8 protein-coding genes are annotated in these 11,646 nt (G+C 72.8%); 2 read left to right on the top strand and 6 right to left on the bottom strand.

All coding sequences use genetic code 11. The features are described from left to right. Positions 1 to 56: 56 nt before the first annotated feature. The 4 genes from ACZ601_RS01025 to ACZ601_RS01040 form a co-directional block, all read right to left on the bottom strand. Positions 57 to 2,225 (bottom strand): ATP-binding protein, encoded by a 2,169-nt coding sequence (locus ACZ601_RS01025; RefSeq protein ID WP_469531785.1) that lies wholly within the window; start codon positions 2,223 to 2,225, stop codon positions 57 to 59. Beyond that, positions 2,222 to 2,926 (bottom strand): Pvc16 family protein, encoded by a 705-nt coding sequence (locus ACZ601_RS01030; protein ID WP_469531787.1) that lies wholly within the window; start codon positions 2,924 to 2,926, stop codon positions 2,222 to 2,224. Before ACZ601_RS01030 ends, ACZ601_RS01025 begins: the two co-directional genes overlap by 4 nt. Then, the gene (locus ACZ601_RS01035; protein WP_469531789.1) at positions 2,923 to 6,117 is read right to left on the bottom strand and encodes a hypothetical protein; all 3,195 of its coding nucleotides are present in this window, start codon (positions 6,115 to 6,117) and stop codon (positions 2,923 to 2,925) included. Before ACZ601_RS01035 ends, ACZ601_RS01030 begins: the two co-directional genes overlap by 4 nt. Before the next feature lie 145 nt (positions 6,118 to 6,262). Further along, the gene (locus ACZ601_RS01040; protein WP_440577281.1) at positions 6,263 to 6,985 is read right to left on the bottom strand and encodes a helix-turn-helix transcriptional regulator; all 723 of its coding nucleotides are present in this window, start codon (positions 6,983 to 6,985) and stop codon (positions 6,263 to 6,265) included. Positions 6,986 to 7,315: 330 nt separating this feature from the next. Here ACZ601_RS01040 and ACZ601_RS01045 point away from each other — a divergent pair, with 330 nt between their 5' ends. Beyond that, positions 7,316 to 8,674, top strand: a complete 1,359-nt coding sequence (locus tag ACZ601_RS01045) for a COG1470 family protein (protein ID WP_469531791.1) — start codon at positions 7,316 to 7,318, stop codon at positions 8,672 to 8,674. 773 nt (positions 8,675 to 9,447) lie between these two features. Here ACZ601_RS01045 and ACZ601_RS01050 read toward each other — a convergent pair. Both ACZ601_RS01050 and ACZ601_RS01055 read right to left on the bottom strand, forming a co-directional pair. Then, positions 9,448 to 10,161 (bottom strand): class F sortase, encoded by a 714-nt coding sequence (locus ACZ601_RS01050; RefSeq protein WP_469531792.1) that lies wholly within the window; start codon positions 10,159 to 10,161, stop codon positions 9,448 to 9,450. Positions 10,162 to 10,229: 68 nt separating this feature from the next. After that, on the bottom strand, positions 10,230 to 11,057 hold the full coding sequence (locus ACZ601_RS01055) for a hypothetical protein (RefSeq protein ID WP_469531794.1): 828 nt from the start codon (positions 11,055 to 11,057) through the stop codon (positions 10,230 to 10,232). Positions 11,058 to 11,290: 233 nt separating this feature from the next. Here ACZ601_RS01055 and ACZ601_RS01060 point away from each other — a divergent pair, with 233 nt between their 5' ends. After that, on the top strand, positions 11,291 to 11,470 hold the full coding sequence (locus tag ACZ601_RS01060) for a hypothetical protein (RefSeq protein WP_440577277.1): 180 nt from the start codon (positions 11,291 to 11,293) through the stop codon (positions 11,468 to 11,470). The last annotated feature ends 176 nt before the right edge of the window (positions 11,471 to 11,646 follow it).

Below are 11,646 nucleotides of genomic sequence, written 5' to 3' on the forward strand. Positions count from 1 at the left end.
TGACCGTCCGGGCCAGGTGGCGGGTGGTGGCGGCCTGGTTCACGGCCGTACGCGCCTCAGGCGCCCGCGGCCTCGGTCATGTAGGGGCCGAACTCGCCCTCCAGGACCAGCCGTCCGAGCTTGCGGTACTCCTGCACGACCGAGGTCACCACCTGGCGCATGGTGAGCGGGCTGCCGGACTCCGCCGCCAGGTACGCGGCGGTCACCGCACAGGCCCGGATCGAGCCGCCGGCCAGTTCGAAGCGGTCCGCGCAGAAGCCGAGGTCCAGGTCGTCGGCCCGGGGCAGCCGGTCGCCCAGGCACCGGTCCCAGAGGGCGAGGCGCTGGCCGGAGTCGGGCACCGGGAAGTCCGCGACCACGTCCAGGCGGCGGGTGAACGCCTCGTCCAGGTTGGCCCGCAGATTGGTGGTCAGCACGGCGATCCCGTCGAACGACTCCATGCGCTGGAGCAGGTACGCCGACTCGATGTTGGCGTGCCGGTCGTGGGCGTCCTTCACCTCCGAGCGCTTGCCGAAGATCGCGTCGGCCTCGTCGAAGAGCAGGACCGCGTTGACCGCGGACGCCTCGGTGAAGATCCGCTCCAGGTTCTTCTCGGTCTCCCCGACGTACTTGTCGACGACCGTGGACAGGTCCACCACGTACAGGTCCATGCCGAGGTCGGCCGCGACGACCTCGGCGGACATGGTCTTGCCGGTACCCGACTCGCCCGCGAACAGTGCGATCACGCCACGCCCCCGGCCGCCGCCGGGCCGCATCCCCCACTGGCCCAGCACCTGCTCCCGGTGGCGGGCGCGCAGCGCGAGTTCGCGCAGCCGACGGTGGGTGAGCGGCGGGAGAACCAGGTCGTCCCAGCCGACGCCCGGCTCGACCCGGCGGGCGAGCCGGTCGAGCCCCGCGCCGTTCTGGGCGCGTACGGCGCTCTGCAGGTGCTCGGGACGGACCGGGCCGCCGGCCAGGGCGGCGGTGCGCACCGCCGCGTCCGCGGCGCGGCGCAACTGCCCGGAGTCCAGCCGGTGTGCGGCGACCGCTCTGGCGAGCGCCTCGGCGTCACCGGTCACGGAGCCTGCGCCGGCGGCCCGGTCGAGGGCATAGCGCCAGCGCGCGGACTGCCGCTGCGGAGACGGAGCCGGCACGGTCAGGACGACGGGCGCGTCGCCCGCCCACGCCGGGTCCCAGCCGGTGGCGCCGTGCGTGAACAGCGGGATTCCCCGCAGCGCCGCACACAACGTCCCCAGTGTCCGGGCCCGCTCTGCGGGTTCTGCGGGCAGCGCCTCCACCGGTCCGAGGACGACCCCGGAGCCGGTCAGCCGGGCTTCGCGGGCGGTCGCCGCGGCGAGTTCCGGCAGATCGCCGGAGCGCCGGGCGAGCGCCACCGCGTCCAGGACGAGCGGCCGCAGCCCGGCCGCGCGCAACGCCGCGGTGGCCAGTCCCTCGGCGTCGCCGCCCCGGCTGCGGAGGTGGACCAGGCCGGTGCCGCTGGCGGCGGCGGCCGCGGCCCGCTGGATCTCCGCCGCCTCCGCGGTCGGGTCCTCAGCGGTCTCGCCGAGCACCCCGGTCAGCCGGGCGTCGGGGTGCGCGTTGCCCAGGAGGTGCCCGGTCACCCGGTCGGGGACGGCCAGGACGCGGGAGAGCGGCGGCCGTTCCGGCTCGGTGACCAGGACCAGACCGCCCTCGACGAGCGGTGCTCCGGGGGCGAGCCGGAACCGGGCGGGCGCCGCGCCGGCCAGCCCGCACAGCTCCAGGGCGAGCCCGACCGTGGGGCGCCGGCGCGTCAGGTCGTCGTTGAGGTAGCCGTAGAACCGTTCGAACCGGGCGTCCAGGTCCGGCGCCACCGCGATCAGGAGCAGGTCCAGGTCCAGCGGGGACAGGCCGAACCGCACGGCGAGGCCTTCGAGCAGCGAGCCGGGAGCCGGCTGCCGGGGCTCCTGCTCGGGTACGCCGAGGCCGCCGGGCTCGTCCAGGATGCGGGTGATCGCCTCGGGGGTGAAGTACTGGCCCCGGTACGGGTCGTCGGGATCGGGGTCTTTGGTGCGGCGGTCCTCCACGGCGCGCCGCACCCGCTCCTCGACCAGGCGGAGCCGCGCCCAGAGGTGTGACTCCTCGGCGTCCGGCGGGGCGGCGGGCCGGACATCCGGCTGGACGTCCGGCTGGACATCCGGCTGGCCCTCATGCCGGTTCGCGGGGCCGGGCTCGGCGAGGACAGCGGGTTCGGCGGTGTGGGTCACGGCTGGCGGTCTCCCCGGCGGCGGCGCGCGGGGGCGGGCCGCCGCTCGCGCGGTCCGGCGAAGCCGTCCGGTCCGGCCTCGCTCGTTCCCGTATAGCGCAGCCGCCGTCCCGGCACCGCGTCCCCGTTCTCGTTCCGGGCGGCGGAGCGCACGACGAGCCCTTCGGTGACGGGCGGCGCGACGACGGTGCTCACTCCGGCGAGCGGTGCCCGCACCAGTACGCCGAGCGATGCCTTCAGCTCGCCGCCGAGCGCCGACCACACGTCCGAGGCGGCCGGGGCGTCGAGCCTGCCCCCGGCGGTGTCCAGGCTGACGGTCAGGCCGAGTTCGGCGAGGGTACCGGTGAGCAGCCGGGCCGGCAGCGTGTCGGTGGCCACCAGGCAGGCGAGCACCTGCGAGAGCAGCCGGTGCTCGTCCTGCGGGCGGCTCGCCCATGCCGTGACCAGGTAGGTCAGCTCGAACCAGCGTGGCGGGGTGCGGCGCGCGACCAGGTGCCCGTCGGCGTCGTACACCTCGCCGGCGCCGCTGCCGCGCCGGGTGGCGTCCTCCCGGATGTCGTACAGGAAGACGCAGACGGTGGGGGTGTTGCGGCGCGCGGCCCAGTCCTTGGTGGGGGCGTCGAAGACCACGTCGACACCCGACGCCTCCAGTCCGGACTCCCCGAGCAGGCGGCGCATCGCCTCGTCGACCTCGTGGATCACCGGCGGGTCATCTCAACGGGCGGCTGCCAGTTGCCGACGACCACCAAGAAGTCGGTCTTCACCGCTGAGAATCCGGGTCCCCTGGCCGTGATGACGCGTGGTCCGGTCTCGTCCTTGGCGAGGATGAGCAGCTGGCCGATGAACGTGCCGTCGGGCAGCGGGACGGTCGGCGCCGCCGCCGCGGTGATGCCCGGCTTCCAGGTGAACCGGACCGGCGCTCCGGGCGGGAAGTCCTTGCCGCGCACCGAGGTGACGAAGCCGGGCTTGCCGATCGGCGGGACCGCGACGATGCGCGGCTGGAGGATGCGCAGTGGCTGCCTGGCGCTGTTGTCGCTCCGGTCGGCGTCGGTGCCGGTGGTGGTGAGCAGCCCGGTGACGCTGCTGGTCAGTGCCTTGTCGGGGCTGAGGACGACGCGGACGACGGTGCTGGCGCCCGGGGTAAGGTCCGGCAGCGCGCACACCCAGGAGCGGTCGCAGCCCGCCGGGGGGCCGCTGTTCGGGACGGACCGGGGCAGGCCGACCTTCAGCCTGAGCCCGGTGGCCAGGGCCTCACGGCCGTTGCGCACGGTGTACGTCACGACGACGCGTCCGCCGACGTAGCCGGGGTTGGGCTGCGCCGTGACGCGCACCGCGGGTCCGGCGGCGGGCTCGGGCGGCGCCGGGGGCACGGTGGGCGGTGTGGTGGCGGGGGGCGGCTCGGTGGTGGGAGGCGCGGGGGTGGGGGTCGGCGGTTGCGGTGTCGTCGTCGGGGGCGGGGTGTCCTCGCGCACCGGCACCACGGTCCGGACGGAGTTGTCGCTGGGCAGTGGGTCCTGTACGGCGCCGGTGACCGACCAGTCGAACGGGGCGTCGCCGGGGGTGACTCCGACGAGGGTGACGCGTACCGGGACCGTGGTGCCGGGGCGCACCACTCCGACGTCGCACTGGAGGGAGGCCGCGTCGCAGGTGCCCCCGGGCCAGGTCAGCCCGGTGACCCGGGCGCCGGGCGGCGGGGCGATGGTCAGCCGGGTGCCCGGGGAGGCGGCGGGGCCGTTGTTCACCACGTCGACGGGGATCGTGGTGGAGCGGCCGACGGCCACCGCCGGGACGTTGCCGGGGGCGTGCACCGCGAGGTCCACGGACTGCTGGACGCTGGGTTCCTTCTGCCGTCCCGGAAGGCCGGTGGTGAGCGGGCTGAGGGCGCAGGTCGCGATGTCCAGGAGGTAGAGCTTTTCCGGGCTGTTGGCCGGGAGCGCCTCGCGGGAGCTGATGACCAGGCCCGTGCCGTCGGCCGTCCAGGCGGCGTCGCGCGGCTGGAAGGGGCCGGTGAGCGAGGTGTCCGGCAGTTCCTGGCGGCAGCCGTCGGGGACGTTGTGGGCGGCCTCCGGGAGCAGCACCTGGCAGCTGTTGTCGGCCAGGGAGGTCAGCAGGATGCCGTTGCGCTGGTCGGTCAGGCCGCCGCCGTTCTTCCGGTTGAAGGCGATGCTGAGCCCGTCCGGGGAGAACGCCGGGCTGTCGTCGATGACTTCGCAGTTCCCGGGGCACACCGTGTCGCTCAGGTCGCGCTGCGCGGCCAGGTCGTTCACCGGCACGGTCCAGATGTGCTTGTTGCCGCCGCCCCCGTCGATCACCTGGTTACGGGTGAAGGCCAGGGTGGTGCCGTCGGAGGACCAGGTGGGCTGGGCGTCGCCGCCCTGGGGGTACCCGGCCGGCGCGGTGATCCGGTCGCGGATCGCGCCGGTCGCGACATCCGCGATCAGGATGCTGCTGGGGCCCGCCGCGTCACCGACGCCGCCCGGCGAAGTCCGGGTGAAGGCGAGGTACTTGCCGTCCGGGGAGAACGTCGGGTCGGTGTCCCAGTCGTCCGGTCCGCGCCCGTCGAGCTTCATGTACGCCTTGTTGGAGCCGTCGGCGTCCACCATCCAGATCCGTTCGACCCGGTGCTCCTTGGTGCCCTCGAAGCGGGTCAGCACGATCCTGCGGCCGTCGGGCGTGTAGTTCTGCCGCTCGGTCCACGGGTCCCCCGTGGTCGGCCGGAAGAGCGGGTCGTGCGTGGGATCGGTGTCGGTGTCGGCGGCCGGGTCCTCGTTGAGGATGCTCACCCCCAGGTCGCGGGGGTCGGAACCGTCCGACCTGGCGTCCTGGAGCGTCACCTCGTGCGGGCCCGCGGCCGAGACGCGCTCGACCACCACACCGCCGTCCTGGACCGTGCCGGTCCAGGTGGGCGATTCGACCTCGCGGTCCTCGCTGAGCTCCAGCAACGGTTCGTCGCCGGAGTGCGGCGCCCGGTACACGTGGTCCCAGTCGCCCTTGCAGTCACAGGTGCGGTCCGGGCTCAGGAACAGCACGCCGTCCCCGTCGGGCAGCCACGCTGCCCCGTGGGTACGCCACTCTGCCGGTACGCCCCCCAGCAGCGGCCCGTCGGTGCGCCCGTCCGTCACCCGCAGCCGGGGTCCCGGCGGTCCGGCGGAGGTGTACGCGATCAGTTCGCGGTGCGCGGGATCGTCGACCGGGTTCCAGGCCGGCTCGGTGGCCGCGCCGTTGGCGGGGTCGGTGAGCAGGGTGTCGCCGCCCGGGGAGGCCTCGGTGTCGCCGCCCGCCAGGGGGCGTACGTAGATCTGCATGCCGGCCGCGGGCTGGTTGGAGCCGGAGTACGCCAGGCGCTGCCCGTCCGGGGAGACCGTCGGGCACTCCTCGTCCCAGGGGGTGTCGGTGAGCCGGGTGAGGCCGGTGCCGTCGGTGCGCACCATCCACAGGTCGCGCTGCTTGCCGCCGTCCGCGCCCCCGGGCTCGGCCGAGTCGAACACGACGGAGCTGCCGTCCGGGGTCAGCTGGGGGTGCCCGGCGTACCGGCCGCTGGTCAGCTTGCGCACCGAACCGTCGGCGGTCCGCAGGTAGACCTGCGGTGCCTTCTCGTCGCGGCGGCTCGCGAAGACCATCTGGTCCCCGAGCGCGGACGGCTGGAGGTCGAAGTGGGCGGGGCCCTCGCCGAACAGCGGTGCGCTGTGGGTGTCGCTCTCCACCCGGCCGAGGCTGCGGTGCCGGGTACCGGCGTAGGCGATCCGGGTGGCCGAGGCCTCGGCCGCCTGCGGCCGAGGGTCTGCGCTGCCCTCCCCGGCGGCCGTTGTCACCGCGAGGAGGGGGATCAGGAGCAGCAACGACGCCGCGAGTCTTCCCGGGCGGAACCGCCCACCGGGGCCGGCGGTGCGCATCACGGTCCACCTCGCTGTCTGGTGCGGTTTCGGGCTGTCCCCCGCCACCCTGCCGGGTCCTCGTGCGGTGCGGCAGGGCGGCGGGGACGTACCCGGGGGAAACGTGCGGTGCGCTTTCGGGCAGTTCCGCGGTGCCCGGCCGCCGTCAGATCAGCCCGTTGCGCAGTGCGTAGCCGACCGCGTGGGCCCGGTTGCGCAGTTGCAGCCGCGTGATGATCTCGTGCAGGACGTTCTTGACGGTCCGTTCGGAGTAGGCGGTCTTGCGGGCTATCTCCACGGTGTCCAGTCCTTCCGAGACCAGGCGCAGCATGTCCGCCTCGCGGGTGGTCAGCGTGGACAGCGAGAGGCTCCGCGGGTCGAGTGCGGAGCGCTGGAGGCTGCCCACATGGGTGAGCAGCTTGCCCAGCAGGTCGCCGGGGAGCACGCCCTCGCCGTTGGCTATCGCCAGGACCAGGTGGAGAAGCTGGTCCTGGCCCGCGTCGGCGCGCCGCAGTACCGCGGAGACGCCGCACTCTATGACGCGTTGCAGCGCGCCCGCGCCGAGGGTGCCGACCACGAGGCCGGTGCGGGTGGCGGTGTTGTGCCGGAGCCGGTGCAGCAGGGCTGCCACGTCGTCGTCGACGCTGTCGACGACGACCAGCGACACCTGGGCCTGTTCCGCCGAGGCGTCGTCGAGGAGACTGACCTCGGGCCGTCGGCGTAACTGCTGGACGACACCGACGTGCAGGACCGGGTCGGCGGCGTACACGGCGACGGTCACCTGGTCCACTCGGTCGGACGAGGAGGCCCGGTGCGCGGCCGGTGCCTGGGCGGAAAGACGTGGTGCGGTGACGGACACGGCCGGACGGTACTGCTCTGGGCAGGTCATGGGCGGAGTTCCTGATTCATGAGTCCGTGGGCAGAGGGTTCGTGAGGAAAGGATTCGTGAGGAAAGAGTTCGTTCGGAGAGGGTTCGTGAGCAGAGAAAATGCGGAGGGTTCGTGAGGAATGGTTCATGGGCGGCAGGATGTGGGAGCTGCGGACGTGAGAGCGGATCAACGGCCGTCACGGACGCGGGCGGCAGGCCCGCGAGGTGAACGTACGGATCAACAGCTCACCGGTTCAGTGGAGTTGGTCTTGACCCCCCGGGCACCGCGACTGCCCGGGTCTTGCCCTTGCGCTCCTCGCGGCGGACGTACCGCGGTCCTACCGTGACGGTGTGACGCCTTCCGCAGCCCCTTCCGGCCCCAGCGCGCCCGGCCTCGACATCCCGGCGGTGACCGTGGCGCCGGGCAGCACCGCCACCACCAGCCTGACCGTCCGCAACGACAGCGACATCGTCGAGGCGTACAGCCTGGAGGTCGTCGGGGACTGCGCCCCCTGGGCCACCGTGGAACCTCCACGGGTCTCCCTCTATCCCGGCACGTCCGAGACGGTGACGATCCGACTGGATCCGCCGCGTTCGCCGGAGACCCGGCCCGGTGACATTCCGCTCGGCGTGCGCGTGCTGCCGGCCGAGCACCCGGAGTCGGTGCGGGTCCCGGAAACCACCGTGCACGTCGAGGAGTTCCGCGAGCTGCACACCGAGCTGGCACCGCGCCGGCGGCGGGGCTGGCTGCGTGGCCGCTACCGGCTCGCGGTGCGCAACCTGGGCAACACCCCGACGCAGGTGGGCTTCGCGCCGGGCCAGGCGGGCGAGGAGCTGCGGTTCACGTTCAGCCCCGCGAAGCCGAAGCTGGAACCCGGCGAGACGGCGGAGATCCGGCTGCGGGTCCGCACGGGCAAGCCGGTGTGGTTCGGCTCCCCGGTGGTGTGGCCGTTCACCTTGGACGCCGCGGAGACCGCCGAGTCCGCCGAGTCCGCCGACCAGGAGGAGGCACGGCGCGACGAGACCGCCGTCCGACCGCCCCTGAACGCGGAGTTCGTCCAGATCCCGGTCTTCCCGAAGTGGCTGCTGGCCGTGCTCGCGGCGCTGCTCGCGCTGCTCCTCGCCTGGTTCACCCTGGTCCGTCCGGCGGTGCGCAGCGCGGCGAAGGAGGCCGCCACGAAGGAGGTCCAGGCGCGCCCCAATCCGGGCGGGGCGCAGGACAGCCAGTCGCCGGGCACCGGTTCGGGCGGCGAGAAGGGCAATCCGTCCGGCGGCGACGAGGGTGCGCAGCCCGGAGCGAGCCCCGGGGCCACGCCCGGCGCGGGCGGCGGCGGGACCTCGACGGGCGACGGGCAGCAGAGTTCGGCCACCATCGACCTGAAGACATCCGGCGGGACGAGCAACGCCGGTACGTACAAGGTGCCGCGGGATCACGCCTTCGAGATCACGGACATCGTCGTCGCCAACTTCCAGGGCGACGAGGGGGTGCTCACGATCACGTTCGGCAAGCGGAAGATCACCACGATCGCGCTGGAGACCTTCCGCAACCAGGACTACCACTGGGTCACCCCTATCAAGATCACCGAGAACGAGACCGTGACCGTCAACGTGACCTGTGCGAAGCCGGGCACACCGGCCACCGGACGCCGGGCTCAGGAGTGCCACGAAGTCCTGAACGTGAGTGGTGTGCTCAGCCCCGTCAAGCAATGAACCAGGCCTTCCGGGACAATATCGACCAGTGCGGTGTCGTCCGAAACGGCAGATTTATCGTTTCGTCTGAAAATCGACACCGCGCGAGATCGAAGGCCGTCGGCCGACGGGAGGCCGGGGGCGGCCTGCCGGGATGACGGAGCCGACGCCCATCAGGTGGCTGTCCCGCACGTCACGACACATGGCCAGGTCCCCGGCGGGCGCTGCCGGCGGCTCCGCGTCCCGAAGCCGCAACGACCCGCACCGGTCACAAACTGGCCGACTTTCGCCGTGACCACGCGCGTGTCCCGGACCGGAGATCGGGAGCGGGTCCGGAAGCGCTTCGACTCCGTATGCGCGGAGGAGCCGTAAGCACGGAGGGATGGGCGCGGTCCGCCGGCTGCAGGCACCGGCAGACCGCCGGTCCCGCTCCGGCTCACGAGTGGAGGTTGTCGAGCCGGCACGGGACCCGCGCAGCGGACGACGGGGCCACCGAAGGAGTTCCGGCTCCTCGGCCCTCGGTCCGGATCCGACGGCATCGGTTCCGGACCGAGGTCCCGTGCGGTGGCTGGGTCCCGTTGACGGGTCCGGTGCACGTGTGGGGTGATGCATGCCCGGGGCCGGATGCGTGCCGATGGCCGGCCCGGCCCCGGGCGGCAGAGACGGGCCTCTCGCCGTGAGCCCCGCTCCGTCAGTCATTCGGAGCCGGGGGGCCGCCGGATTGGACCCGAGCGGAATCGGCACCGGCTTCACCTGTACGGCCGAAGTAGCACCCGACCGCCTGCGGACAGGCCCTAGCCGTGACCGTGACTGCCGGTGAGCGTGGCGTACACGACGACGTTGTCGGCGTAGCGGCTGTCGTCCTTGGAGTAGTCGCCGCCGCAGGTGATCAGGCGGAGCCCGGCGTGGTCGAGGTTGCGGTACACCTCGACGGTGGGGAACCGGTCCTTGGGGTAGAGCGCGGTCCGGTCGACCGTGAAGTCGGCGGTCCGCCCGTCCGCGCGCCGGACGCTGATCCGGTCACCGGGACCGAGCTTGCCGAGCCCGAAGAAGACCCCCGGGGCCCCGTTCCAGGTGACATGCCCCGCGATCACGGCGGGCCCCACGGCCCCTGGTGTGGCCCCCGGCCGGTACCAGCCGGCCTTGTCCGGGTCCCGTGGGGTCTCCATGGCCCGGTCCTTGCCGAGCCCCAGCTCCTCCAGGGTGGAGGTCACCTTGAGCGAGGGAATCGTGATGCTGACGGGCCGGGACGCGGGCAGCGCCTTGGTGGGCGGCTTCCCGGACGGTGCCGGGCTCTCCGCCCCCTGCCGCGTCGCCGGGGGCTGTTCGGTGGCGACGACCGGGCCGCCCTTGTCCGCGGCAGGGGGTGGAGCGGGCTGCTGCCGGCTGGTTCCCAGCGCCAGCAGCAGCCCACCGGCCAGGAGCAGGGCTGCGGCGAGGGCAACAAGCGTGACGTCGCGCCGCCGGACCCTCGTGCGGTGCGCGCCTTCGTCGGGTGTCCCATTCATCGCTTCACCTGTCCCTGCGTCCGGCCGTTACGGGGCATCCGTCGGGGCGTCCATCGGTGCGGGGAGCCTCAGCTGTCGTGCCGGGCGTCCGCGGTGCGCGTCCGGCGCCGTACGACGAACAGCCCGCCCGCCGCGAGAACGGCCGCGCCGCCCGCCGCGAACAGACCGGGCGACTCCACGCCCGCCGTGCTCCCGCCACCGGTCTCTACGCCACCCGCGGGCATGGAGCCGACGGCTGCGCCCTCGACCATGCCGCAGCTCGCCGGAGCGGTGGCCTCCTGCGGCAGCTTCGGGTCGAGTTCGCTCTTCCCCTTGCCGAAGTCGTACTTGGCGTTGCCGTTCGGGTCGATGCCGTGCTGGACGACGTGCAGATCCTTGATGTGCTCGGCAACGGTGTGCGGGACGGGGATCGTCCGGGAGTAGCTCAGCTTCCCGTCCTTGTCCGCGACGGGCATCCGGTCGACGGCGAGGCCGCTGTCCTTGGACGTGTCGCCCTTGGTGGTCAGGGAGATGTTGATGTCCCCGTACACCGGCAGCCCCTCGGCCGTGCTGACGATGCCGTCACCGTCCTTGTCCGCGCTCATGTCCGGGCAGCGGAAGTCGTGGCCGTCGGTCGAACCGTGGATGTGCTGCGCGTGCGGCTGGCCGGGCACCAGTCCCTCGGCCTCGATCTTCACGGTGAGCTTGTCGCCCTCCACGCTCACCATGGCCGTGCCACTCGCGCCGGAGTTGTTCAGCTGGTTCAGATCGATCTGGTACGTGTCACCGTCGGCGGCTTTCGTCGTGCTGCCGGCGGCATGGCCGTCGTGCGCCATGGCGGGCACGGCCGCGCAGAGCGTGAGCGCGGCGGGCACGGCCAGCAGGGCGGTGAGACGGGTTGAACGGCGGGCATTCACGAAGACGCATCCCCTTCCGGCGGTTCCGGTCACAGAACCGGAACCGTGTTCGGTCGCTGATGTCGTCTATTCGGTGCCGTGGGCGTACCGGATTGGTCCGGGCCCGTCGGCGAACCCCCGGCGGTCACCACCAACCACCCGACACATCGAACGTGTTGTCGACACATGGGTGTGCTGAACACGGGCACACGGGCTGCACCCACACTTCACCCGATCGAAAGGGAGTCCCGACCATGCTGGGAATCGTCGCAGCCGTGCTCTTCTTCATCGCCTTCCTGATCAACGCCGCCGACATCGCCACGAACGACACCTTCTCCTCGGTGAATGTGATGCTGCTCGGGCTCACGGCCCTGGCCCTGCACGTGGGCGGCATCGGCACCGGATGGGGGCGGGGCGGTTCGCGCAGACGCTGACGCGGGGCCCGGGAAGCACGTTGTCCCGGTGCTCGTGCATATGGGTGGCCTCGGCTCCGGCAACCGTTCCGGACGTCGAGTGGCGCACTGCTACCGGTCCGCATATTTTGCCCGGTAGCAGTGTTCTGCACCCCTTTGCCCGAATGGCGGAAGGTCAACAGTCATGAGCCCCCACC

This window comes from Streptomyces sp. NPDC104307 (genome assembly GCF_055584045.1).